This window comes from Photobacterium rosenbergii, from assembly GCF_003026455.1.
Classification (GTDB): domain Bacteria; phylum Pseudomonadota; class Gammaproteobacteria; order Enterobacterales; family Vibrionaceae; genus Photobacterium; species Photobacterium rosenbergii.
In genome coordinates this window covers 239301-265154 of record NZ_PYMB01000003.1, presented here as the reverse complement: position 1 = coordinate 265154, position 25854 = coordinate 239301, and the positions used below count along the sequence as shown (strand labels likewise).

Genomic DNA, 25854 nt, shown 5'->3' with positions numbered 1-25854 from the left:
GTATTTTATTATTTTAGGTTCATTCTGGCTACAGGTACTTGTGTCATCGAATCATTTTGATTTTCAGCAGATTGTACAGAACCATACAATGTTTGGTACAAGCCTTCTTCGTTCACTAACTCGTGGTGCGTACCACTTTGGCTAACCTGCCCATCTTCAAGCACGTAGATTACATCAGCTTGTTTAACCGCAGATAAACGGTGAGCAACAATCAGCGTTGTTCTATTTGCAAGAAATTGATTTAGGGCCGTATGCAATGCCGCTTCTGTTGCGGTATCTAATGCTGAGGTCGCCTCATCCAGAATAACAAACTCAGGGTTGGTCAGCACCATACGGGCAATAGCAAGCCTTTGTCGTTGTCCCCCGGACAATTTAATACCTTGTCGGCCTATTTCTGTGTCCAACCCTTCAGTTAAGCGCTGGGTGACATCGGTCATTTGGGCGATCTCAAGTGCCTGCCATAGTTGCTCGTCAGTGTATTCACCACCTAATGTCAGGTTGTGGCGCATAGTATCATTAAATAATACAGGCTGTTGTAGGACCACTGCCATTTTATTGCGTAGTGCCTCGTAGCTCACATCTTCTATTGGGTATCCATTAACCAGTATGTCACCTGCGTCTTTTTGATAGATGCCAAGTAGGAGCTGGATTAGGGTTGATTTGCCGCCGCCGGAAGAGCCGACCAATGCAACACGTTTACCCGCAGGAATACTCAAACTCATCCCACGTAAGACTTCTTTATCTTCATCATAGGCAAAATGGATGTTTTTTATTTCAATATCAAGGCTATGGTCACCATTGAATGGATTGACTTTTTGTACTGGGCGAACTTCTTCTTCGATAGCGATAAGGCCATTAAGGCGCTGCATAGCCGCAGATGCGCTGTACCAAGCAAACTGGATGCCTAGTAGTTCCTGTACAGGGCCGAGCATGAACCAGAGGTAGCCGAATACTGCGAACATCTGACCGACACTGAGATCAGTAAACAGCACCATAATCATGGCCATGGCACGAAAGAGCTCGAAGCCGACGAGAAACAGTAAGAAAGAAATGCGGCCGGCCGCTTCAGATTGCCACGCATATTTGTCAGCATCATGACGGATATCGTCGGCATTTGACTTTAGCTGGGTCAGGAAATCACGCTCACGGTTTGCGGCGCGCAGTTGGTAAATACCGTCTAGCGTTTCCACTAAGCGTTGCTGGAAGCGTTCAAAGGCTTGGTTTTCTTTTTTCTTTAGGGTTTTTACTCGGTTACCCATCAGCTTGGACGCATAAACCACAATAGGGTTCACTAATAAAATGAACAAACCAAGTTGCCAGTTCAGCCATAACAGGATGGCTGCTGTACCAATTACGGTAAGGAAACCCACCAAGAAGCGGCTTAGGGTATCACCGACAAACTTATCGATGGTTTCGACATCAGTAATAAGGTGGGAAGTGATACCGCCGCTGCCACGTTCCTCATACTGACGCATGCTGATACGGCCTAATTTGTCGATCAGGTGTTGTCGCATGTTGAAGGTAATATCTTTGGCAACCAAGGTGAACTGACGGCTTTGCAGGATGTTTAGTGCTTGGCTTGCGACACGCATCAAGACAACAAAAAGCAGTACCAGCAAAATATAAGCAGTAGGCTGTTGCAGGGAATCAGGTAAAAAGTGGTTTAGGAATTCGATGCCGCCTGCAGGCTTGTCGAGCAAGATTTCATCGACCATTAAAGGCATTAACAGTGGAATAGGGACACTGATAAGGGTCGCAATGAGCGCAATAATATTGGCTGCAATTAAGCGGGGACGATGATTTTTCGCTTGCTTTAGCAGCCAAGACCAGTTAATCATTTGGTTTGAATTGTTTTTCACAATGATAATGATTCCCATTATTGATAAAGAAGCCATTTTAGCGGCTATAAAAGGAGTAAGCCATGGAAATTGGATCAGTGAATTACCAAACGCTGACGAAACAAGCGATCGCACTGGTTGAGGGTGAGACTGATCTCATTGCTAATATGTCTAATATTAGTGCCTTACTGGCCATGGAGTTAGAAGAGATTAACTGGGTTGGGTTTTATATCTTAAAAGGAGACCAACTTGTCCTGGGTCCATTCCAGGGTAAACCGGCTTGCGTAAGGATTCCTGTAGGGCGTGGTGTATGCGGTACGGCGATTGCTGAGAACCGTGTTCAGCGTGTTGAGGATGTCCATCAATTCGAAGGGCATATTGCCTGTGATGCGGCGAGTAACTCTGAGATTGTTATCCCGTTCACGGTGAAAGGGGAATTGTACGGTGTATTGGATATTGATAGCCCAATCTTATCAAGATTTAGTCAATCCGACGAAGATGGACTAGTTTCTTTGTTAGAAGAACTACAAAAAAGGCTCTAATTGCATGCTTTCGGTGGTTTTTCGGCGTTAGGTAACTATAATAGCGGAACAATTTCTTTTTGATTAAAGTACTAACGGCGAGGAAACTCGCTTTTGTCAGGAAAGTCCATGGAAAACTCTGAAAAGCTAACGAACAGTAAAGAAGTCATTGCCTACATTGCTGAGCGTTTCCCAAAATGTTTTACTGTTGAAGGTGAAGCGAAGCCACTTAAGATTGGTATCTTCCAAGATTTGGCTGAGCGTCTAAGCGAAGACCCTAAAGTAAGTAAAACTCAACTGCGTACCGCTCTGCGTCAATACACTTCTTCCTGGCGTTATCTTCACGGTGTGAAAGCGGGTGCAAACCGCGTTGACCTTGATGGCAACGATTGTGGTGTATTAGAACAAGAACACGTAGATCACGCGAAACAAGCACTTGAAGAAAGCAAGGCTAAAGTACGCGCGCGTCGTAAAGAGCAAGCAGAAGCAAAAGCGGCTGCTGGCAAGGATGGTGAAGCGAAGGCGAAAAAAATTCGTCCAAAAACTGCTAAACCAAAGAACACTAAACAAAAAACGACTAAGCTAAATAAAAAGCCTGCAGAAACGACCCGTGCACTGACTGCTGATGAAGTCGTCGTTGGCAAGAACGTTAGTGTTAACATGGGCAACGGAAACATGCCGGCAACTATCGTTGAAATTAATAAGGACGATGTGCGTGTTCGCCTATCAAATGGTCTAACCATGGTAGTTAAAGCGGAGCACCTGCGTTCGTAAAGGAGAATGCTCGACGCATGAAAGGTCGATTCCGTTTCTCACTGATCGCTGCTGGCATGATGCTAGCAGCTTCAGCACAAGCCCTAGAGGCGACATACACGTTAAGTGATCTACCGCAGCTGGCTCCAGAAAAACAGCATGCGACAGCTAGTAAACGAGTAGCTTCACGCTTTACTCGTTCACATTACAAGCAATTTTCACTTGATGACGAATTTTCTTCCAGTGTCTTCACGCGCTATATCGAGATGCTGGACTTCAACAAAAGCTTCCTCACTGCTTCCGATATTCGGCAGTTTGAAAAATGGGAAGACCAGTTAGACGATCAGCTCAAAAGGGGTGACACGTCGGCGGCTTTCGATATTTTCAATACCTTGCTGAAACGTCGCTATGACCGCTACCAATACGCGCTGACCTTACTTGATCGTGAAATCACTTTTGATGCCGATGAAGATATGGTGTTAGACCGTTCCGAAATGGATTGGCCTAAAGATCGTAACGAGCTTAATGAAATTTGGCGTAAACGTGTCAAATACGATGCACTGAATTTAACGCTCGCTGGTAAAGAGTGGGACGAGATTAAAGAGACGCTAGGCAAGCGTTACAACAACGCCCTTAAGCGCCTAACTCAAACTCACAGCGAAGATGTATTCCAGATCTACATGAATGCCTTTGCCCGTGAAGTTGACCCTCATACCAGTTATTTGTCACCGCGTAACGCAGAGCAGTTCCAGTCAGAGATGAACCTTTCTTTGGAAGGTATTGGTGCTGTGCTGCAAGTGGTTGATGATTATACTGTAATCCGCTCATTGGTGGCGGGTGGCCCAGCCTCTGCTTCGAAGAAACTGACAGCAGGCGATAGAATCATTGGCGTCGCTCAAGACGGCAAAGAAATGGTCGATGTGATTGGCTGGCGATTGGATGATGTCGTACAGCTCATCAAAGGGCCTAAAGGCAGTAAAGTTGTTCTGGAGATTCTTCCAGAGGGGAATAACGCAAAAAGTTACGATGTCACTATTGTTCGTGACAAAATACGCCTAGAAGATCGTGCAGCTAAATCTTCGGTAGAAACAGCAAACGGTAAGAAAATTGGGGTGATTGAAATCCCGAGCTTTTATGTCGGTTTGTCTGAGGATACCAAGAAGGAACTGGCGAAACTGAATGACCAGCAAGTTGATGGTGTGGTTATCGACCTACGCAACAATGGTGGTGGTGCGCTTACCGAAGCGACAGCACTTACTGGGTTGTTTATCAACAGCGGTCCGGTTGTTCAGGTGCGTGATAGCTACGGAAGAGTGAAGGTAAATGGCGATTCTGATGATCGTGTTTACTTTGATGGTCCACTAACTGTTCTGGTTAACCGCTATAGCGCATCGGCATCAGAAATTTTTGCCGCAGCGATGCAGGATTACGGACGTGCAGTTATTCTCGGTGAGCAATCATTTGGTAAGGGTACGGTACAGCAACACCGTTCGCTGAACCATATCTATGACTTGTTCGATAAGCCATTGGGTCATGTCCAATACACTATTCAGAAGTTCTACCGCATCAATGGTGGTAGCACCCAGAATCTTGGTGTAGTGCCAGACCTTGCATTCCCGACGGCTGTTGATCCTTCTGAAACGGGTGAAAGCGTTGAAGATAATGCATTGCCTTGGGATAGCATCAAGGCTGCGGATTATCAGAAGCTCTATAACTTCTCTGCTGTTCTGCCTTCATTGAAGACGAAGCATGATCAGCGTATCAGCAAGGATATGGAGTTCGGCTTCATCCAAGATGACATTGCCAAGTATCACAAAGAGAAAGACATCAATACTATTTCTCTGAATGAGAAGAAGCGAATTGCAGAGCAAGATCAGGAAGACGCAGATCGTTTGGCAAGGTTGAACCAACGACAGAAAGCGGCAGGTGAAAAAGCTTTTGCAACATTGGATGATGTTCCAAAAGACTATGAAGCGCCTGATGCTTACCTTGAAGAAGCGGTTGCTATTACATCTGATTTAGCGAGAGCGCAAAGCTAGATCGTGAGAATAGGCAAGACCTTTTGAAAACGGCACCTTTAGGTGCCGTTTTTTATTGGGTAACCTAACTACAGGGTAACTCGATATTCTTTATGGGATTCTACGTGTTTCACCCCTGAGACAGGGTATAGATTAGCGCTGATCCCCTCCAACTTTTTCATGCTAGCGGCTGATAGCCGACTAGGGTTAAAAGTAGGTGATCAATTCTGGTGTTAGGGGAATGCTATGCTGAAACATGTAATTCTTGCGGTAACCCTGTTTTTATCGACATTTGCAGTTCATGCACGAGCCTCAAATTTAACAGAATTTGATTATCCATTATTGCTGGGAGATTGGTACTGGTTCAGTAATAGCGACGAGGGGGTAGAAAGCGAAGGCGCGAACTATCGCGCTATGAACATTAAGTTCAAATCTAACTACCGCTTCGTGATTCGTCTCCTTCAGACTGATGGAAATGTTGAAGAGTGGGATGGGACTTACGATATTGATGAATCGACAGTCACTTTCTTATCCAATGGGCAACCAGAGCAACAGCATAGCTACATGTTAAGCTACAACCAATTCTTACTTGATGGTGCCCGTTTTACTAAGTTGGCGCCAGAAAATCTACCAGGAAAATGGCGTTCTTCCCAGATTTCAGGACAAGATGTGGGTGAAAGTGTTTCAGAAATCGCTTTATCACTGCGTCCTGACTTCTTGTTCTCTGCAGAAGTCTCGGGAAAGAATGGTAAGAAGAAAGAACACCGTGGTATCTATTTCATTGAAGATGACCGTATTGTGCTGATTTATGAAGATGGCCAGCAAGATAGCCAATTCCGTCTTGGTAGCAATACGCTAACTCTGAGTAACAAACAGTTTGGAATGGAAGCGGTAATGAGAAGGGAGTAACGTTACTTACTCTCTGACAGTGAATAAAAAAAGCGAGGTGAATACCTCGCTTTTTAGCTTTTATATCAGCCTAGCCGACAATTTTAAATGCTTGTCTTAGCTGTGATAGGTAGTTCTCATCACGACAAATACTCTTACCTGGCTCATCAGAAATCTTCGCGACAGGTCGGCCTTCACATTCGGTCAGTTTCAGCACCACATTCAATGTTTTCACACCAGGTAAATCACACGTTAGCTGGGTACCTATACCGAAGCTGATATTAATGCGATGGGCAAAGTGCTTATAGATGGTGAGTGCTTTATCTAACGTCAGGCTATCAGAGAAAACCAACGATTTAGTTTTCGGGTCAATACCCAGTGACTCGTAATGAGAAATCGCTTTTTCACCCCAAGTAATTGGGTCACCACTGTCATGACGCAAACCGATGAAACGCTCTGATAATCGAAGATCGAAGTCACGTAGGAAGGCATCCATATTGATGCAGTCGGTTAGGGCAATGCCTAAGGAATCAGGGTACTCCTGCAGCCAACGGTTTAGTGCTAACTGTTGTGAGTCAGCCAATTCACCAGCGAGTTGCTGATGGGCTTGGAACCATTCATGGGCTTGAGTACCAACTGGCGTTAGACCTCGGGTACGTGCCAAGTGGTAGTTAGACGTACCTTTGAATTCTGGCATGTGGTCTGTCAGGTAATCAACCACTTCATGGTGGACATTACGTGAGAAACGACGGCGTGAACCAAAGTCGACTAAAGAGAAGGCATCAAGGTCGATATTTTCATCTTTGGCTCTCTGATAGAAGTCAGCCAGTTTCAGTTTCAAAGAACCGAGTGCATCTTCAACGGTTGCTTCAGGGTAGCAACGTTGGCAGCGAACTTCACAGATGATCGCCAATAATGGCACTTCCCAAAGGATAATATCGATCCATTTACCGGTAATGGTGATGGCTAGTTGCTCACCCGATGTATCAATACTGACCTGCTTGCTATCGAGCTTGAATGACGCAAGGAACTCCAGAAAGTCAGCCTTGAAGAAGGTCAACGTAGACAGGTAGTCAATTTCTTCCTGAGTGAAAGAAAGATCAGCTAGCCTGTCAATATGCTCTTGAATCTCTTGGCTGTACGGACGGAGATCTTCGTCACTCCGGCAATGAAACTCGGCAACAGCCTCAACATTGGGGTATTGATGAAAAATGGCTTGCTGCATGTGCAGTTTGTATGCATCGGTATCGAGCAGGGAGTCGATGATCCCATTGTGTCCAAAATGATTCATAACTAATTTGGTTGTTTTTTGCAATCCGGATATTTTACCCTATTTTGAGTCTAGGTTGTCTCAAAATGTTTCAGATCGTTGAAAAATTTAGGGGCAGTACGATACGCGTAAATGCCGCAAACGACAAGCCTACAGAGGACATTTTGTGTTTTTTAGAGGCGTTCTGTTAACGCTTTGCGTGTGCGGTGATCTTGCTGTAAAGCGGAATTTAGGTAACCATTACTGCTTGTAAGCTAAGTATAGTAAAGATGATAAGCTAGTCTTCAAAGCACAACCAGCAAAATTAGCGCTCGGATGTGCATAAAATGACCGTGTGGACGGGCAATTGAGAAACATATCGCCAAAACTAAGTAATAAGCTTGTCTGCTCTGGCTTAACGCAGAATAATGGAAACATACCGCGACACTATATGGCGGAAAAATAAGGAATTAACATGGCCGATCAACCAACTATCCAGCCAACGGCAAAGTACCGTTCAGATTATAAAGCACCAGAATTTACGATTACTGATCTCTCCCTTGAGTTTGACCTGCATGACACTGCTACACACGTAGTGGCCGTTAGCAAGGTTGAGCAGCAGGTGGAAGGTGCGACAACCTTAGAGCTTGATGGTGATGCGCTAACCTTGGTTCGAATTGAAATCAATGGTGAGAGCTGGACTAACTATGTAGAGAGCGAAGGTAGCTTAACTATCAACGGTTTACCAGCCTCGTTCGATATGCTGATTGAAACTGAAATCAACCCTGAAGCAAACACTTTACTGGAAGGCTTATACAAGTCAGGCGGTGCATACTGCACCCAGTGTGAAGCAGAGGGTTTCCGCCGTATCACCTATTACCTAGATCGTCCTGATGTGCTGGCGCGATTCACCACCAAAGTGATCGCCGACAAAGCGCAATACCCATATCTACTGAGTAACGGTAACCGAGTTGATAGCGGTGACCTAGAAAATGGTCGCCATTGGGTGCAGTGGGAAGACCCGTTCCCGAAACCGAGTTACCTGTTTGCTTTGGTTGCAGGGGACTTCGATGTCTTACGCGATAAGTACACAACGGTCAGTGGTCGTGATGTCGACCTTGAGATCTTTGTCGATAAAGGCAACCTTGATCGTGCCGAATATGCGATGACCTCTTTGATTAACTCAATGAAGTGGGACGAGGAACGTTTCGGCCTAGAGTACGACCTTGATATCTACATGATCGTTGCTGTTGATTTCTTCAACATGGGTGCGATGGAAAACAAAGGCTTGAATGTCTTTAACTCTAAATTCGTATTGGCAAATGCGAAGACGGCAACCGATACCGACTACCAAGGTATTGAAGCTGTTATCGGTCACGAGTATTTCCATAACTGGACCGGTAACCGCGTGACCTGTCGTGACTGGTTCCAACTCAGCTTGAAAGAAGGCCTGACCGTTTTCCGTGATCAGGAGTTCTCTTCAGATCTAGGTTCTCGCCCAGTGAACCGTATCAACAATGTTCGTATAATGCGTGGCCCGCAGTTCTCTGAAGATCGCGGTCCGATGTCTCATCCAATCCGTCCAGAAAAAGTTATCGAAATGAATAACTTTTATACCCTGACCGTCTATGAGAAGGGCAGTGAAGTGATTCGTATGATGCACACTTTGCTTGGCGAGCAGAACTTCCAGGCTGGTATGAAGTTGTACTTCGAACGCCACGATGGTACAGCGGCAACCTGTGATGATTTCGTTCAGGCAATGGAAGATGCCTCTGGCATTAGCCTTGAGAAGTTCCGTGGTTGGTATAGCCAGTCCGGTACACCTGTTGTGCAGGTTGAGACAGAATTCCTCGCTGATGAAAAGAGTTACCGCGTCACAATTAAGCAGCACACGGCACCAACTCCAGGTCAGGAAGAGAAGCACCCGCTACATATCCCGTTCGATATCGAGCTTTATGACGCAAAAGGCAACGTTCTTCCGTTACAGTGTAATGGCGAAGCCGTGCACAATGTGTTGGATGTGACGGAAGCTGAGCAAGTATTCGTGTTTGAAGGTATTGAAGAACAACCTGTTATTTCAATGCTGCGCGAGTTTTCAGCACCAGTCATCCTTGAGTACGACTATTCAGATGAAGAGCTAACTTTCCTGATGGTTCATGCCCGCAATGAGTTTGCCCGTTGGGATGCAGGCCAAATCCTATTGGCTAAATACATCAAACAGAATGTTGTTCGTTGCCAAAAGGGTGAAGCGTTTGAATTGCCAGAAGCTGTGGTTGATGCATTCCGTGGTGTGTTGCTGGATGAAAAACTTGATCCTGCCTTTATTGCAGAAATGCTGACGCTGCCAAGTGAAAACGAAGTGGCGGGTTGGTATGAAACTGTCGATGTTGATGCGATCAACACGGTTGTCGGTGAGCTTGAAAAAGCGCTTGCAGTGGCCATGGAAGATGAGTTCAGTGCTATTTACCACTCCTTAACTCAAGCCGCTTATACTATCGAGCATGAAGCAATGGCAAAACGTTCGCTGCGTAATACTTGTTTGGGTTACCTAGCATTTACCGAACAAGGTAATAGCCTAGCGGCTAAGCAGTACGAAGCCTCTGACAATATGACAGATACCATGGCGGCAATGGCAGCGGCGAATAATGCAGAACTGGCTTGTCGTGCCGAGCAAATGGCAGACTTTAGTGATAAGTGGACCCATGACGGTTTGGTGATGGATAAGTGGTTTATGCTGCAAGGTAAAAACCCAGCAGAGAACGCACTTGATAATGTGCGTGACACCATGAAGCATAAAGCCTTTGATATCAAGAACCCTAACCGTACTCGTAGTTTGGTAGCAAGTTTCTGTGCCAACAACCCAGTACGTTTCCATGCCAAAGACGGGTCGGGATATCAGTTCTTGACTGAAATCCTGACAATTTTGAACACTAGCAACCCGCAAGTTGCTTCGCGTTTGATTGAACCGTTCTTGAAGTACCGCCAGTATGACGAGCAGCGCCAGGCACTCATGCGTGCAGAGCTTGAAAAACTGTCTCAGCTAGACAACCTAGCAAAAGACCTGTTCGAGAAAGTACAGAAAGCGCTTGAGCTTTAAGCTGAAGAACACCTAGAAAAGGGGCAAGCTAGCTTGCCCCTTATTTTGCCCACATCATACATTCTGAAACGAAACAGTTATAACGAACACTCTTATATGAAATCTTATACCTTCTCGATGCACATTACTTACCAGCAATTCCTCCACCATTATTCGGGTGCAGCGAGCAATGTATTGGTAATGACAGATAACGGTCTGCGTCTGCAATTACCCGCGTCACGCATGCGGCCTTTCTTGACACAAATTGGTATTCGGGGGCGATTTCGGGTCACGGTTTCTGACGCTAACAAGCTTCAGGCAATAGAGCAAATCATGTAATCGGAAATTGATGAAAATGTAACATCTGTTTTCGGCAAGCATATAAAACCTTTCACCCGTGAAGTAGGGTTATACCTATTTCGTATAGTTTTGATATTAGATTTAATAATCTTTGGCACTAAGAAAAATAACCTTAAAAATAAATGGTTATACCAATTTACATCGGCTTAGCGCTATCTTGATGTTAATTTCACCAACCCCAGATTATCCCGCCAGCCAAAATATCTACATTAGTCACATATTCGATTTTTTCCTGCATACCTAGAGTAATTAACGTAACCATCTCGCAACAAAACACCCTACAATAGCAGTCACGCAGGAGAGCGTCTTCCGACGGTATGTTCCCCAATAACCAACCGTTGGATGCTATATAAAAACTCTATACTTGATTGATAATATATAACGATGGAGCATTGCTATGACCGCACCTGACCCTATAGTGCCGGTACTGCTTGAGAAAGTGTATAACTTAATCCAGGACAAGATTGAGACACCCCAGCAGTCATTAGTAGAAGTGTTTGCTCAGCGATTGTTAGGACAACTTGCAGATGATGATCTGCTTCAACGGAATGAATCTGACCTTTATGGTGCTGTACTGAGTTTATGGCATCACCTTGTACAAAATAAGCCAGACCAGATCTCTGTTCGTGTCTACAACCCAACCTTAAGCCGCTACGGTTGGCAGTCCCCCCATACAGTGGTCGAGATCATTACACCGGATCGTCCTTTCCTTGTTGATTCTGTTCGAATGACCTTAACCCGTTTGGGTATTACCAGCCACATGATGCTAAATGGTCCGTATTTCTTTAAACGAAATGGGGAAGGCACGATTACTGAGGCGTGTGGTAAAGATGGCGACCTACAGACGCTATTCCATATCGAAGTTGACCGTCTAAATGACAAGAAAGAGCTTGAAGTACTAAAAAAAGAACTAGAACAAGTGCTTGAAGATGTTGATCTTGTCGTAAATGACTGGCAGTCGATGCAAACCAAGATGCAGAAGATCGTCAAAGATCTTAAGAAAGCAGATCTTCCCGTAAATAAAGAGCACCGAGAAGAAGCGATTGCTTTCTTGGACTGGGTGACTCATCACAACTTCACTTTCATGGGCTACCACAAGTACGATCTTGTACCGATTGAAGGTGACTATGAATTGCGCCCGTGCGATGAGCCGGGGCTAGGGCTTTTAAGCAATTCCAATAAAGTCAGAACTCTTCGCCTGTCACAGCTTCCCGAGTCTGCCCGCATTGAAGCCCGCAAACCTGACTTGCTTATCCTAACAAAAAGCAATGGCAAGTCGAAAATCCACCGTCCGGCTTATACCGATTACATTGGTATCAAGCGCTTCGATAAAGACGGTAATGTAATCGGTGAGCACCGCTTTACCGGTCTGTATGCATCGACGGCTTATCACCAGTCGACCATGAATATCCCGCTGATCAGCAACAAGGTGACGCGGATCTTGGAAGAAAGCCGATATCCAGCAGGCTCCCATTCGTGGAAGGCCCTGAATAACTTACTTGAAACGTACCCACGTGACGAGCTTATTCAGGCCAACGAAAAAGAGATGTTGGACGTTGGCTGTGGTGTGGTTCGGATGCAAGACCGGGATTTGCTGCGTCTATTCGTTCGCCGTGATCCATTCGGTCGCTTCTTCTCTTGCATGGTGTATGTAACCAAAGAACGTTACAACACTGAGCTACGCCGCAAGACACAGGAAGTGCTCAAAGACTACTTTGCATCAGAACAGGATGTCGAATTCACCACCTTCTTCTCAGAAAGTCCGCTGGCGAGAACGCATTACATCGTGCGAGTAGATAATAATAATTTTGATGTGGATATCAAAGCTATCGAACATAATCTCGTTGAAGCCGCTGCATCGTGGGATGATCGCTTGAGTGCATCGCTTATCGCTAACTTTGGCGAAAGTAATGGTACATCGCTGGCGAAAAACTATGGCAGCGCATTCCCTCGCTCCTATAAAGAACAGATGTTGCCAGGTTCTGCTGTGGCGGATATCGAACAGCTTGAGAACCTTAGCGAAGATAACAAGTTGGGCATGCTGTTCTACCGCCCGCAGGAAGAGGCCAGTGATTCACGCTTTGTGAAACTGAAGCTGTTCCATCGCGATGAGCCTATCCATCTTTCTGATGTCATGCCGATGTTGGAAAACCTAGGTCTTCGTGTGATTGGGGAATCGCCATACCAAGTGATTACCAAGAGCGGAACGGTTTACTGGATCCTTGATTTTGCCATGCTGCATAACGCCTGTATTGGGATCGATTTGGGTGAAGCCCGTGATCGTTTCCAAGAAGCGTTCTCGGCCATTTGGCATGGTGCATTAGAAAGTGACGGCTTTAACCGCTTGGTACTGTGCGCTGGGTTAACCGGACGCGAAATTACCATTTTGCGAAGCTTTGCCCGTTACATGCGTCAAGTAGGCTTCCCATTCAGCCAGCACTACATTGAAGAAACACTATCAAGCCACAGTGATTTGGCTCGATCGCTGGTTGAACTGTTCTCGCTTCGCTTCGACCCAAGCCGTAAGCACTCTGAAGCGGCAGAGAAGACGTTGATCGCTAAGCTCAATGATAAGCTTGAGCATGTAGAGAGTTTGGATGATGACCGTATCATTCGCCGATACATGGAAATGATCCTTGCGACCCAACGTACCAACTACTACCAGCTTGATACCAACGGTAAGCCGAAACCGTGGTTATCACTCAAACTGCGCCCATCTGAGATCCCTGAGATCCCAGCGCCGGTACCGTTCTTCGAAATCTTTGTCTATGCACCGGATATTGAAGGGGTTCACTTGCGTGGCGGTAAAGTAGCCCGCGGTGGCTTACGTTGGTCGGATCGACAAGAAGATTTCCGTACTGAGATCCTTGGCCTAGTTAAAGCACAACAGGTGAAAAATACCGTGATTGTGCCGGTAGGTGCGAAAGGTGGTTTTGTCTGTAAGCGACAGCCACAGCTATCGACTCGTGAAGAAATTTGGGCTGAAGGCCAGCGTTGTTACAAGCGCTTCATCCGTGCTCTGTTAGATGTCACAGACAACATTATTGATGGTGAGCTTAACCCACCAGCCAATGTCGTCCGTCATGATGAAGATGATCCGTATTTGGTTGTAGCGGCTGATAAGGGGACTGCAACTTTCTCTGATTTGGCCAACTCGGTATCAGAAGATTACAACTTCTGGTTGGGTGATGCCTTTGCATCTGGTGGTTCTAACGGCTATGACCACAAACAGATGGGGATCACTGCCAAAGGTGGCTGGGAATCGGTTAAGCGTCACTTCCGTGAGTTGGGCATCAACTGCCAAACAACGGACTTTACGTGTGCTGGTATCGGCGATATGGCAGGTGACGTGTTTGGTAACGGTATGTTGTTATCCAAGCATATCCGTTTAGTTGCCGCCTTTAACCATATGCATATCTTCCTAGATCCAAATCCTGATGCGGCGAAAGGCTGGAAAGAGCGCGAGCGCTTGTTCAACCTGCCTCGTTCTAGCTGGGAAGATTACGATGCCAAGCTGATTTCGGAAGGTGGCGGTATCTTCTCCCGCCGCAGTAAGTCAATCAAACTGACACCGCAGATCCAGAAACTGCTGGGCACGCGTAAGCAGAGTCTGCCACCAAACGAAGTGATCCGTTTGATCCTGAAAATGGAAGTGGATCTATTGTGGAATGGCGGCATCGGTACTTACGTTAAATCTGAATCGGAAACCCATACCGATGTTGGCGACCGTGCCAATGATGCACTGCGTATCAACGGTAGTGAGTTGCGTGCCCGTGTTGTTGGTGAAGGGGGTAACCTTGGTTTGACCCAACTCGGCCGTGTCGAAATTTCGAAGAATGGCGGTCTGGTGAATACCGACTTTATCGATAACGTCGGTGGGGTTGACTGTTCGGATAACGAAGTGAACATTAAGATCCTGCTCAACTCACTGGTAGCCAGTGGCGATCTGACATACAAGCAACGCAATGAACTGCTGGAGCGTATGGAAGATGAAGTAGGTGAGATTGTACTTGATGATGCTTATTGTCAGAGCGAATCGATTTCTGTTACCCAGCAACAGCAGGTGCAGTTACTCAAAGAACAGATCCGCTTTATCCATCACCTTGAGAAATTAGGTAAGCTGGATCGTGCTTTGGAATACCTACCTGACGACGATACGCTGGCTGAACGTGAAAAATCAGGAATGGGTTTAACCCGTCCAGAACTCGCGGTGCTGGTTGCATACGGTAAGATGGTACTGAAAGAGGAATTGGTGACCGAGGAAGTGGCTGATGATCCTTATCATGCCCGTCTGCTGCCTGCCTATTTCCCGAAAGAACTGCAACAGCAATACCGTAGCCACATGGAACACCATCCATTGCGTAAGGAGCTGATTGCTACTTCATTGGCCAATCAGATGTCTAACGAAATGGGTTGTAACTTCGTTACCCGCCTTCAAGAGGAGACTGGGGCGACGGTTGCAGAGATTTCATCTGCATACTCGGTAGGGCGTGAAGTCTTCAACTTCGAGCAGTACTTTGATCAAGTTCGAGCTTTGGATAACGTTATCCCTGCAGAAGTACAGTATGAAGTGCTCTACCGTTGCCGCCGGATGCTACGCCGGGCGACACGTTGGATCTTGCGTAACCGTGATAGAAAACTGGGCATCGAGCAGTTGATTGCCTTCTACCAGCCAATTGTGAACAAGCTGCGCGAAAACCTCGAACGTTACCTTGTAACAGAAGAGGTGCAGGAGCACAACGAACAGGCAGATGTGATGATTAATCAGGGGATCCCTGATGATCTGGCACATAATATTGCTCGCTTAAGCAGCCTGTACTCGGCGATGGACATCGCACAGATTGCAACGGATTCTGATCAGGATCTTGATTTCATCTCCCGTGTTTACTTCGTTGTCGGGGCAGATCTGTCACTGCACTGGTTCCTCAAGCAGGTACATAACCAGCCGGTAGAGAACCATTGGCAGGCACTTGCCCGAGCATCGTTCCGTGAAGATCTGGATTGGCAGCAACGCCAGTTAACACTCGCGGTAATCAGTAGTGGGCTAGAGGCACCAGACGCAGAAAGCTTGATTGAAAACTGGATGGATGAGCATAAGTCAGCAATTCAACGTTGGAATACAGTGTTGGCAGAGTTCAAGGTGGGAACTACCCATGAATTTGCCAAGTTCTCTGTAGCACTTCGTGAGCTTATGTTGTTGAATTTGAACTGCCAAACAGTAGCATAATGCTGAAAATAAGCCCTATGGTAATAATATTTATATTAGGGCTTTAAATTTCATGATATTAAGATGTAAAAGCCACCATTGCTGAAATGGTGGCTTTTTTCTGCCTTGAACGACACGATATAAACGTTTGCTTTTTGGGGTGGGAAATAAAAGTAACTATTTCAACTATCTAACCGTATATTTAAGGGGATAGGGGGATTTTTTCAATATAAACTGAAATTAGTGATTGAAATAATGCGGCAAAGTGTGAATAATATCCTCCCGTTTATACGGGGCTTTTATTAGGAGGTACAATGCTTTACCGCCTCGCTCGATCCGCTATTTTCAAGCTTGATGCAGAAAAAGCGCACGATCTAGCTATTCAGAACTTTTCTCGCTTTACTGGCACTCCTCTTGATCTTTTCTATCGCCAACACGTTCCTGATCGTCCTGTTGAAGTGATGGGTATCAAATTCAAAAACCCTGTTGGTCTAGCTGCTGGCCTTGATAAAAACGGCGAATGTATTGAAGCATTTGGCGCGATGGGTTTCGGTTTTGTAGAAGTTGGAACCGTAACTCCACGACCACAACCAGGTAACGATAAGCCTCGTCTGTTCCGTGTTATTCCTGCTGAAGGCATTATTAACCGCTTTGGGTTCAACAACCTGGGTGTAGATAACCTGGTTGAGAATGTAAAGAAAGCCAAATACGACGGCGTTATCGGAATCAACATCGGCAAGAACAAAGACACGCCGATTGAGAAGGGCGCAGAAGATTACCTTATCTGTATGGATAAGGTATATGAGCATGCTGGCTATATCACGGTAAACATCTCTTCGCCGAATACTCCAGGTCTACGTACACTTCAGTACGGTGAAATGTTAGATGATCTGCTTGCTCAACTAAAAGAGAAGCAGAAAGAGCTGGCTGAAAAACACGGCAAGTATGTACCTCTAACGTTAAAGATCGCGCCGGATCTAGAAGATCATGAGATCAAGCAGATCGCTGAGTCATTGATCAAAAATAACATCGATGGTGTTATTGCTACGAACACCACGTTGGATCGCTCTCTGGTAAAAGACATGCCGCATTGCGATGAGGCTGGTGGCCTAAGCGGTCGTCCACTACAGAACCGCAGTACCGAAGTCATTCGAATGCTGGCGGAAGAATTAGATGGCGCATTGCCAATTATCGGTGTGGGCGGTATTGATTCAGCCGTATCTGCACGTGAAAAGATGGCAGCAGGGGCTAGTTTGGTACAGATTTACTCTGGTTTCATCTACCACGGCCCTAAACTTGTAAAAGATATCGTCACTAATATCTAAGCAAGTGAAGTAACTAAAGAAAGACATATGATACTGAGTGCCTGCAGGAGTATTTTTGCAGGCACTTTTTTTATGTCGATTTCATGACGGGCACCTTATCAATAGCAATATTGTCAAACTTTCAGTTTTTTTATACTGAAAATCCCATTTTCCTTCCTCTTTTTATTTGCAAATAGGGCAGTAGAATTTGCTCTAAAGTTTTCTTTGTTGTAGTGGATAAGCTTTGTAACGGACTACGGATATGGAGCGGTACTTATGTTGAAACCCAATAACTCATGGATGTGGTATTACGACCAGAAGTACGATGCTCTAATGTTGGACCTTGGGGACGACATGGTTTTCCGGGTAGCTGTTCCTACTAAAAACTTAATTCCTTGTGCCTTTGCTCGTTCAACGTTCACGGTTGACGATGCATCTGCCTATCAATCCTTCCTCGAAGGGATGTCCATTCTGGAGCTTTCTGCTCCGCGAAAAGCAGAACTTGCCCTTAATGCTGTTGCTGCAAGTCGCTTCCACAAGCCCCTAATGCCAAAAAGTTGGTTCTTTAACCAGCAAAGTGGTGACCATTCACCTCAATTAGGTGACATTGTCACTCTAAATACCGACCTTGGTGAAGGCCAGTTCCTAATTATTGAAAACAGTGGCACTGCTAGCCTTTGCATGATGGCTGATACTGACTCGTTGCAACTCAATGCTGCTAAAGAGATGTCTTTCTGTGAAACCATTAAGGTCATGAACGATCGAATGACGGCTTATGAAGGGGCTGTAGAAGCGCCTATCACGCTTGCCCTTGTTGGTTAGAGAAATGGAAATTTATGGCGCTGAATAGCGCTAGTAGCTGTTTTACAGCGCATTTCTCTGCACTCTAAATTCCATTATCTTTATTGTTCTATCACTTCTTTCTTATTCTGTAGATTTGTTGATGTCTTAAAGCGTTAGTTCGCTGTCGCCATTATATCTGTAATTCTTCTGATTCCTTGTCCCAGAGGCACTTTAAGAGTGCTGTAATTTTTCTTGTTACCTTCACTAGTTCTCTCCAATGCGTTCTTATTCTCCCTAGTAGCGTCATGGCCAGCAGAGTATTTCGTAGAGCTGGTACTAATATACCTTTTGCCATATTACGCCTTTTGATTATCAGCAGGCTATTTCAGATTGTCTCTTATTCGCTGCTGGAACCTGGTTTACTCAGACAGATTGAAGATGGTATTGGATAGGTGATTAAATCAGCAATAAAGATTGTTCTTTGTCGAGATCCTTGCAGGAAATTTCTAAATCTGGGAGCAAGCTCAATAGGGAATGAGATGCGGTTCAAGGACAAAAGCGACGTTTTTCTTAATTTTTTTGTTTAATAAAGCGCCATTGCAAGTGATGTGGGTCTAATTATTTTAACTTTTTATCACTTTTTTTCTGCCTCATTTTGCGGTCTTTGCATAAAAAAACACCATAATTTTGCACCTGAAAACACAGTGCTTAATCAGTAAATTCCTCATTTTCCGCCTTTCTGTAATTTATTTACAGTGGTATTTAATGATACCTGTGATGGAGGTTAAGTCCCAACAATTACTATTTCCATTTGGGAAATTATAGGGGCGTTAGATGTGTTCCTTTCCTTGGTACTTAGTTTAAATGGGGTGTGAGGTAAGCGAGTGCATACTGATTGCTGGAGTTTTTATGTTATGGCCTGGGATTAAGATATTGATTTTGCTTGTTTTGTTGTTTTTGTTTCTTGATGTAAACAATGCATTGGTGTGTGATGGTGGGTTAAATTTGATCGGTTGTTTACAGCTGTGCACAATTTGATTTTGTTGATTGTTTACACATGGAAACTCTGGGCGCTCTTGAAAAGCCAAGGTGTTCGCCTTTAGGAAACGGTAATGTGGCATTACAGGCATTTGACTGCTGTTTTTTTAGCTAAATAGCTAAGTAAACGCCTTTTATGACAAGGTATTTACGGGGTTTTCAGTTATAATTCACCGCAACATAAGTGTGAAAAGAACTCCATGAATCAATATTTAGCTATCACTTCACGAGGTCTTGAGAACCTCCTTGCAGAAGAACTTAAGCAACTTGGCGCTGAAAGCGTTCAGGTTGTCCATGCTGGCGTGCGTTTTAAAGCTGAACAAGCAATAGCTTACCGCTGCTGTCTTTGGACACGTATCGCATCACGAATCATTTTGGTACTGAGCGAATTTAACGTTCGTGATGACATGGATCTGTATTTAGGCGCGGCAGCAATCAACTGGCCGAACTATTTTGGCAGTGATACCCGTATCATCGTTGACTTCAATGGTACTAACCGTGAAATCCGCAATAGCCAGTATGGTGCGATGAAAGTGAAAGACGCCATTGTCGACCGCTTCACCAAGGCAGATTTGCGTCGCCCTAGCATTGACCGTGAGCGCCCTGAGCTTCGTATTCATATGCGCCTTTCAGGTGAGAAAGGTGTACTGGGCCTTGATATGGCGGGTAGTGGCCTGCACCAACGTGGTTACCGTAGTGAATCGGGTAAAGCACCGCTGCGTGAGACTCATGCTGCAGCATTGGTAATGAAATCTGGCTGGACACCTGAAAAGCCGTTGCTCGATCCAATGTGTGGCTCTGGTACATTGTTGATTGAGGCTGCTCTGATTGCGGCTGATATTGCACCGGGTATCAAGCGCAAGCGCTGGGGTTTTGAAGCGATCAAAGATTTCGACCGTGAGGGTTGGCTAGAAATTCACGCTGAAGCCAAAGTGAAAGCTCGCCGTGGCCCAAGCAAGGTAACGACTAAGTTCTTTGGTCGTGAAATGGACCGCCGCGTGCTGAGTATTGCCCGTGACAATGCTGGCCGTGCAGGTGTTAAAGACCTGATTGATTTTGAATACGGTGATGCAACTCAACTGACGTGTCCAGAAGGTTTCTCTGAAGGTGTTATCTTATGTAACCCTCCATATGGTGAGCGTCTGGGTACAACTCCAGAGTTGATCTCTCTATACAGTGAACTGGGTAACCGTTTGAAGCTTGCGTTTGCAGGTTCGACAGCGTCTATCTATTCATCTTCCAATGAGCTATTAAGCTGCTTGCGTATGCGTGCAGACAAGCAGTTTAAGCTACGTAACGGTGCACTGGATTGTGTACTGAAAACTTACTTGATCACTGCTGGTGGTGTTAAGCATGTTGAAGGTGAAGCAGAAGGCCGCATTGAAGAGGCCGAAGTTGCGCCAGATTTTGCCAACCGCTTGAAAAAGAACATTACCAAGCTGGGCAAGTGGGCCAAGAAAGAAGGTCTTGAATGTTACCGTTTGTACGATGCAGACTTGCCTAACTACAATGCAGCGATTGACAAATATAAAGATTATTTGATTATCCAAGAGTACGCAGCGCCTAAGTCTGTTCCTGAAGAGACAGCTCGTCGCCGTCTGATGGATATCATGCGTGCCACTATTCAGGTAACCGGTGTTGAGAACAACAAGGTCATCTTGAAAGTGCGTGAGCGCCAAAAAGGTAAGAGCCAGTACCAGAAGCTATCTAGTGCAGAACGTCATATGGTAGTGAATGAGTACGGTGTTGATCTTAAGGTTAACCTATACGATTACTTAGATACGGGTCTGTTCCTTGATCACAAAGTAACTCGTCGCCAGTTAGGCAAGATGGCTGCAGGAAAAGACTTCCTTAACCTGTTTGCTTACACGGGTTCGGCTACTTGTCATGCAGCGTGTGGTGGTGCTAAGTCGACGACAACAGTTGATATGTCTAACACGTATCTGCGTTGGGCACAGGAGAACATGGAACTGAATGGTCAGGTTGGCCGTCAGCACCAGTTTGTTCAGGCGGATTGCTTACAGTGGCTGCAAGAAGCCGATGGTGAGTTTGACCTTATCTTTATCGATCCACCGACATTCTCTAACTCCAAGCGTATGAAGCAGAGTTTCGATGTTCAGCGTGATCACATCATGCTACTTGAGAACTTGAAACGTATGCTTCGTCCAAATGGTGAAATTGTTTTCTCAAACAACAAGCGCCATTTCAAGATGGACTTCGAGAAACTTGAAGAGCTTGGCTTACAAGCGAAGAACATTTCTGATAAAACGTTGCCAATGGATTTTAGTCGCAACAAACAGATTCATAACTGCTGGATCATTACCCACAAGGAAGGTTAAGTGCTAATTACTCTGTATAGCACAGAAGGGTGTCATCTCTGCGAGCAGGCTTACAGCCTGCTCGTACAAGCCGGTGTCGAAGAGCGCGTTCAGGTGGTGGATATCGCCTTTGATGATGCGCTCTTTTCTCGTTACGGCGTCACAATTCCTGTGCTTTCTATCCTCAATCCTGATTCAGATTCAAATAGCCCTGAACTCGGTTGGCCTTTTGATGCTGACGAGCTGGCTCAATGGTTAAACAACAATGGCATTAATTAATATCAGTAACGCCCAGTTGGCGTACGGCGATCATGCACTGCTAGATAAAGCAGAGTTTCTTCTACAACCCAACGAACGTGTTTGTTTGGTAGGCCGCAACGGTGCGGGTAAGTCCACTTTGATGAAAGTGATTGCCGGTGATGTATTGCTTGATGATGGTAGTATTCAACGCGAGTCAGAATTGCGTGTTTCGCGTTTAGAGCAGGATCCACCGCGAGATGCGGAAGGGACCGTGTTTGATTTTGTTTCAGAGGGTTTGGCTGAAATTGGTCAGGTACTTAAAGAGTACCACCGCTTGTTGGACTTGATTACCAGCGATCCATCAGAGTCAAACTTTGCGAAATTGAATCGTGCACAAGAGAAGATCGATCACGCTGATGCGTGGCAGTTTGATAACAAGATCACTTCGGTACTGGAACACTTGCAGCTTCAACCGCAAACCTTGCTAAAAGATTTGTCGGGTGGTTGGCAGCGTAAGGCCGCTTTGGCCCGTGCTCTGGTATGTGACCCAGATATCCTGTTGCTTGATGAGCCAACTAACCACTTGGATGTATCGACTATCGAGTGGCTCGAAGGCTTCCTGAAAGAGTTTAGAGGCGCAATCGTGTTTATCTCGCACGACCGTGCCTTTATTCGTTCTATGGCAACGCGTATTGTCGATCTTGACCGTGGCCAGCTGGTTTCTTTCCCGGGTGATTACGATAAATACCTTGAAGAAAAAGAAGAGCTACTGCGGGTAGAAGCCGAGCAGAACGCTGAGTTCGATAAAAAGCTAGCGCAAGAAGAAGTCTGGATCCGACAGGGTATCAAGGCTCGCCGTACTCGTAACGAAGGTCGCGTAAGGGCCCTGAAGCAATTGCGTCGTGAACGCAGCGAGCGCCGTGAAGTGGTGGGCAAAGCCGATATGCAGCTTCAGGAAGCACAGCGTTCGGGCAAGATTGTCTTTGAAGCAGAAAACATCAGCTATAGCTATGGCGACAAGTCAATCATCAAAGATTTCAGCTTCAATGTGATGCGTGGTGATCGTATCGCGCTTATCGGCCCTAACGGTTGTGGTAAGAGTACGCTGCTCAAGATCATGCTGGGTGACTTGAAGTCACAGGGTCACTTCCATTGTGGTACTAAGATTGAAGTCGCTTATTTTGACCAGTACCGTGAAGTGCTAGACCCTGAAAAAACAGTCATGGATAACCTTGCCGATGGTAAGCAGGAAGTCACGGTTAATGGCCGTACTCGCCACGCGCTAGGCTACCTTCAGGACTTCCTTTTCCACCCGCGACGTGCGCGTACACCGGTGAAAGCACTATCTGGTGGTGAGAAAAACCGTCTGTTGTTGGCGAAACTTTTCCTTAAGCCTAATAATTTATTGGTGCTTGATGAACCAACTAACGATTTAGATATCGAAACATTGGAACTTTTGGAAGAAATTCTTGCCAACTATCAGGGTACTTTGTTGTTGGTAAGCCACGACCGTCAGTTTGTTGATAATACAGTGACAACAAGCTGGATTTTTGAAGGAAACGGTGTCATTGACGAATACGTTGGCGGCTACCATGATGCTCAGGAACAACGCGCTAATTCGCTAAGTCAAATTGCGAAAGAGCAGGCTGCTCAAATTGAAGCAGCGAAAAAGAAAGAAGAGAACAAGCAGCGCCAGGCTGCCCGTCCTAAAACAGGTAAGAAGCTCTCTTACAAGTTGCAGAAGGAACTGGAAGGCCTGCCGCTACGAATTGAAGAACTGGAAAACGAAATTGCGCAATTGCAGGAACTGATTAACGATCCTGCTTTCTTCCAGGACGTAAAAAATGACACTCAAGGCACACTAAACCGCCTAGCGGAAGCTGAAGCAGAGTTTGAGCAGGCATTTGAACGTTGGGAAGAGCTTGAAGCAATGCAGAAGGAAGCTTAATGCAACATAAGACTTTAAAACTGTCTGCACTGGCCGTATTGGTAGCCGGTGCAACAGGCGCCAATGCCGCTGTTTACCGTGTGGTTGAGGTTGTACCTAGTACAGAAACTCAAAATGCGATTGACAGTAGAGATTATTATAACGAGGTTGATAAGTCCGAATTATCTCGTCGTTTGGGCTTTTACGGGCAGGGTATTACAGCTTCTAATGTTAACGAAGCTAACCCAGAAGACTCTGACAATTGCTTTAAAGGTATAAACTGTAACGTAAATAACTACTCTGTCTTCGGCGAAAGTCGTTTTGGTTCGGACGGTATTAACTATCGTGACGAAGTGCCGTTTATTCTCGATAACCTCCAGCGTATTAATGACGTAAGGCGCTTGGAAAATTACTGTAACAGCTACCTCGGCCCGAATACTTGCCAAGATTGGGCTAGAACACAATTCTATGGGCAGGGTTACGACACCAATAGTCTTAGCAATAGAATTGGTTTTGGTGGCTTAGTCCGTGAATATGAAGCTTGGACAGATAATTATTTTTCCAATGCGACAGCTGTTGTTGAGAACTTAGATCAAGATAATCAAGCTGATGAACTTAATACTCTAGTTGAAGTCTCTACTTTCGCTGATGATGAAAGCACCTACTCAGCATCATCTGCTTTAGGTCAAATAGTTGACTCAGAAAAACATAAGACGACCAACAGTGTCATCAATGGAAAAGGTGCAGTTGATCTATCAGAGGATGGCAGTGGCGAACTAACCGAATATATACTGGGTATTTCCAGTGGCGCTTACTTTACTGACGGCTCGAGAAATGCTCGTCAGTTTAATAAGCGTGGCTTCGTGAACCTAGTAAGTTCCGGTAACCCCGAGGACAAGTTCGCCCTTGCCCCAGTTGAAGGTGATAAGCTTACTGAGACAGCTGGCCAGTCTTTAGCTTGGGATGCGGTTGAGTATAATGGTCAGCTGTTGGTCGTTGGCAGCGCATCTTATGATCGAAGTAATTTTAGTGATTCAGATAATAAAGTACCAGACGACTATAACTCGGGTGATCCAGTATTTTCTGACTCGGCTTTCCGAAATTGCCCAACAAGTTTTACTGAAGGTCTAGATAGTTTCTACGGTACTAAAGAGTGTCAACTCTCTGTATTTGCCAATGATGGTGTGTTTTGGTCATTAAAAGATGGTTCATCAGGTAACGTTGCAGCTAAGTTGCTTGCTGAAAATAATTTAAATACGCTAGATCCTGATGAAAACGATCGTTCCTTCCAAGCGAGTGCGCGTGCGATTGAGTTAGTTAACAACCAACCCGTAGTTGTTGGTTATACCACAGATCGTTATGACAATGATTATTATGCAATGCGTGCATCTGTTTGGGAGCTGACGGGTGATATCAATGGTGAAACACCTCCGTTTACCCGTAAGCTAATTCCAGGTCTCGAACTTGAAAGAAGTAGTGACCGTGTTCTGACGTATACGCTAGCAACAGATATTAACGCCAATAACATAGTGGTTGGTGTCGCGAAGAACTTCCGTGCTGAGAACCGTTCTTATGCTGAGCGTATGTTTGTGTATGACAATAACACAGGTGATAATGCTCAATACTTGGATTCGTCAAAATCTAATTTGTTCTTTACTGGTTCAAATGGCTATCCTGCGGCGATTAACAACAATAATCAAATTGTAGGCCGATTGGATGCAGAGTCCGTCAATCAGGTTAATGGTCGTTTTCGTCGTCAGCGTGGTTTCACCTATATCATGGAGCCAATCCCTGGGTCGAATACTCTGAATGAAGAAGAGAAGGCATACTTCTTAGATGATCTGACCAATGGTGGTCAGTACTCTGATGAAGCCAATAAGTACCGCATCTTTGAAGCAACAGGCATTAATGACGCTGGCGTTATTTCTGCAACGGCTTACAAGTGTGAAGATGGCTACGACGATTTCTCTAAAGAGTCATTCTGTCAGGGCGGTGAGCCTGATGTAGAGCGCATTGTAGCTGTTAAGTTGATTCCAATTGATGAGAATGCTGAAGTGGCTCCAAAAATTGAACCTCGACCTACTGCTGAGAGCAGCGTGGAGCGTCAGGGTGCATCACTGGGTATGCTGGCATTAGGTTTCCTTGGTTTGCTAGGGTTCCGTCGAAGAAAGTAATTTTTTGTCAAAATTGGTTAAATTACACTCAGGCTCACAATTTGTGAGCCTGTTTTATTTTGACAGTTGATCTCCGCTTCTATTTAGCTAATTCTTAATAGTGGAGACACAACATCTCCATCATTATGCAATAGTAATGAATGTAAATGATAAGGATGAGG

At 45.4% G+C, this 25854-nt stretch carries 15 protein-coding genes; 13 read left to right on the top strand and 2 right to left on the bottom strand.

Annotated features, from left to right (window positions below):
- Nucleotides 1-8: 8 nt before the first annotated feature.
- Nucleotides 9-1838 (bottom strand): ABC transporter ATP-binding protein, encoded by a 1830-nt coding sequence (locus C9J01_RS11025; RefSeq protein ID WP_107298464.1) that lies wholly within the window; start codon nucleotides 1836-1838, stop codon nucleotides 9-11.
- A gap of 89 nt (nucleotides 1839-1927) precedes the next feature.
- On the opposite strand from C9J01_RS11025, the gene C9J01_RS11020 reads away from it, so the two are divergent.
- The 4 genes from C9J01_RS11020 (at nucleotide 1928) to C9J01_RS11005 (ending at nucleotide 6039) form a co-directional block, all read left to right on the top strand.
- Complete coding sequence (locus C9J01_RS11020) at nucleotides 1928-2380, top strand: GAF domain-containing protein (protein WP_409996849.1); 453 nt, start codon at nucleotides 1928-1930, stop codon at nucleotides 2378-2380.
- A gap of 108 nt (nucleotides 2381-2488) precedes the next feature.
- Nucleotides 2489-3133 carry an RNA chaperone ProQ gene (proQ, locus tag C9J01_RS11015; RefSeq protein WP_107298191.1) on the top strand — a complete coding sequence of 215 codons (645 nt, stop codon included), beginning with the start codon at nucleotides 2489-2491 and terminating at the stop codon, nucleotides 3131-3133.
- A 17-nt stretch (nucleotides 3134-3150) separates the two neighbouring features.
- Entirely contained in the window at nucleotides 3151-5151 is a 2001-nt protein-coding gene (gene prc, locus C9J01_RS11010) for a carboxy terminal-processing peptidase (protein WP_107298190.1), read from the top strand.
- A 225-nt stretch (nucleotides 5152-5376) separates the two neighbouring features.
- Complete coding sequence (locus C9J01_RS11005) at nucleotides 5377-6039, top strand: lipocalin-like domain-containing protein (RefSeq protein ID WP_107298189.1); 663 nt, start codon at nucleotides 5377-5379, stop codon at nucleotides 6037-6039.
- A 70-nt stretch (nucleotides 6040-6109) separates the two neighbouring features.
- Here C9J01_RS11005 and pncB read toward each other — a convergent pair whose 3' ends face one another.
- A complete protein-coding gene (gene pncB / locus C9J01_RS11000) occupies nucleotides 6110-7309 on the bottom strand; it encodes a nicotinate phosphoribosyltransferase (RefSeq protein WP_107298188.1) in 1200 nt (399 codons plus the stop codon).
- 433 nt (nucleotides 7310-7742) lie between these two features.
- On the opposite strand from pncB, the gene pepN reads away from it, so the two are divergent.
- From pepN to C9J01_RS10950, 9 genes are all read left to right on the top strand, one after another.
- A complete protein-coding gene (pepN, locus tag C9J01_RS10995; RefSeq protein WP_107298187.1) occupies nucleotides 7743-10364 on the top strand; it encodes an aminopeptidase N in 2622 nt (873 codons plus the stop codon).
- Between the two features lie 96 nt (nucleotides 10365-10460).
- Nucleotides 10461-10682, top strand: coding sequence for a DUF2835 domain-containing protein (locus C9J01_RS10990; protein WP_107298186.1), 222 nt, complete (start codon nucleotides 10461-10463; stop codon nucleotides 10680-10682).
- 418 nt (nucleotides 10683-11100) lie between these two features.
- The gene (locus tag C9J01_RS10985) at nucleotides 11101-15930 is read left to right on the top strand and encodes an NAD-glutamate dehydrogenase (protein WP_107298185.1); all 4830 of its coding nucleotides are present in this window, start codon (nucleotides 11101-11103) and stop codon (nucleotides 15928-15930) included.
- A 293-nt stretch (nucleotides 15931-16223) separates the two neighbouring features.
- Nucleotides 16224-17234, top strand: coding sequence for a quinone-dependent dihydroorotate dehydrogenase (pyrD, locus tag C9J01_RS10980; RefSeq protein WP_107298184.1), 1011 nt, complete (start codon nucleotides 16224-16226; stop codon nucleotides 17232-17234).
- Nucleotides 17235-17489: 255 nt separating this feature from the next.
- Nucleotides 17490-18035, top strand: a complete 546-nt coding sequence (locus C9J01_RS10975) for a cell division protein ZapC (protein WP_107298183.1) — start codon at nucleotides 17490-17492, stop codon at nucleotides 18033-18035.
- A 1199-nt stretch (nucleotides 18036-19234) separates the two neighbouring features.
- Nucleotides 19235-21373, top strand: coding sequence for a bifunctional 23S rRNA (guanine(2069)-N(7))-methyltransferase RlmK/23S rRNA (guanine(2445)-N(2))-methyltransferase RlmL (gene rlmKL, locus C9J01_RS10965; protein ID WP_107298181.1), 2139 nt, complete (start codon nucleotides 19235-19237; stop codon nucleotides 21371-21373).
- Nucleotides 21374-21631 carry a glutaredoxin family protein gene (locus C9J01_RS10960; RefSeq protein ID WP_107298180.1) on the top strand — a complete coding sequence of 86 codons (258 nt, stop codon included), beginning with the start codon at nucleotides 21374-21376 and terminating at the stop codon, nucleotides 21629-21631.
- Nucleotides 21618-23540 carry an ATP-binding cassette ATPase Uup gene (uup, locus tag C9J01_RS10955; protein ID WP_107298179.1) on the top strand — a complete coding sequence of 641 codons (1923 nt, stop codon included), beginning with the start codon at nucleotides 21618-21620 and terminating at the stop codon, nucleotides 23538-23540. The genes C9J01_RS10960 and uup overlap by 14 nt, the downstream gene beginning before the upstream one ends.
- Nucleotides 23540-25693 (top strand): DUF3466 family protein, encoded by a 2154-nt coding sequence (locus C9J01_RS10950; protein WP_107298178.1) that lies wholly within the window; start codon nucleotides 23540-23542, stop codon nucleotides 25691-25693. The genes uup and C9J01_RS10950 overlap by 1 nt, the downstream gene beginning before the upstream one ends.
- The last annotated feature ends 161 nt before the right edge of the window (nucleotides 25694-25854 follow it).

Coding starts and splice junctions, on each gene's coding strand:
- C9J01_RS11025 (WP_107298464.1), bottom strand. CDS start 1,838: ATGATTAACTGGTCTTGGCTGCTAAAGCAAGCGAAAAATCATCGTCCC.
- proQ (WP_107298191.1), top strand. CDS start 2,489: ATGGAAAACTCTGAAAAGCTAACGAACAGTAAAGAAGTCATTGCCTAC.
- prc (WP_107298190.1), top strand. CDS start 3,151: ATGAAAGGTCGATTCCGTTTCTCACTGATCGCTGCTGGCATGATGCTA.
- C9J01_RS11005 (WP_107298189.1), top strand. CDS start 5,377: ATGCTGAAACATGTAATTCTTGCGGTAACCCTGTTTTTATCGACATTT.
- pncB (WP_107298188.1), bottom strand. CDS start 7,309: ATGAATCATTTTGGACACAATGGGATCATCGACTCCCTGCTCGATACC.
- pepN (WP_107298187.1), top strand. CDS start 7,743: ATGGCCGATCAACCAACTATCCAGCCAACGGCAAAGTACCGTTCAGAT.
- C9J01_RS10990 (WP_107298186.1), top strand. CDS start 10,461: ATGAAATCTTATACCTTCTCGATGCACATTACTTACCAGCAATTCCTC.
- C9J01_RS10985 (WP_107298185.1), top strand. CDS start 11,101: ATGACCGCACCTGACCCTATAGTGCCGGTACTGCTTGAGAAAGTGTAT.
- pyrD (WP_107298184.1), top strand. CDS start 16,224: ATGCTTTACCGCCTCGCTCGATCCGCTATTTTCAAGCTTGATGCAGAA.
- C9J01_RS10975 (WP_107298183.1), top strand. CDS start 17,490: ATGTTGAAACCCAATAACTCATGGATGTGGTATTACGACCAGAAGTAC.
- rlmKL (WP_107298181.1), top strand. CDS start 19,235: ATGAATCAATATTTAGCTATCACTTCACGAGGTCTTGAGAACCTCCTT.
- uup (WP_107298179.1), top strand. CDS start 21,618: ATGGCATTAATTAATATCAGTAACGCCCAGTTGGCGTACGGCGATCAT.
- C9J01_RS10950 (WP_107298178.1), top strand. CDS start 23,540: ATGCAACATAAGACTTTAAAACTGTCTGCACTGGCCGTATTGGTAGCC.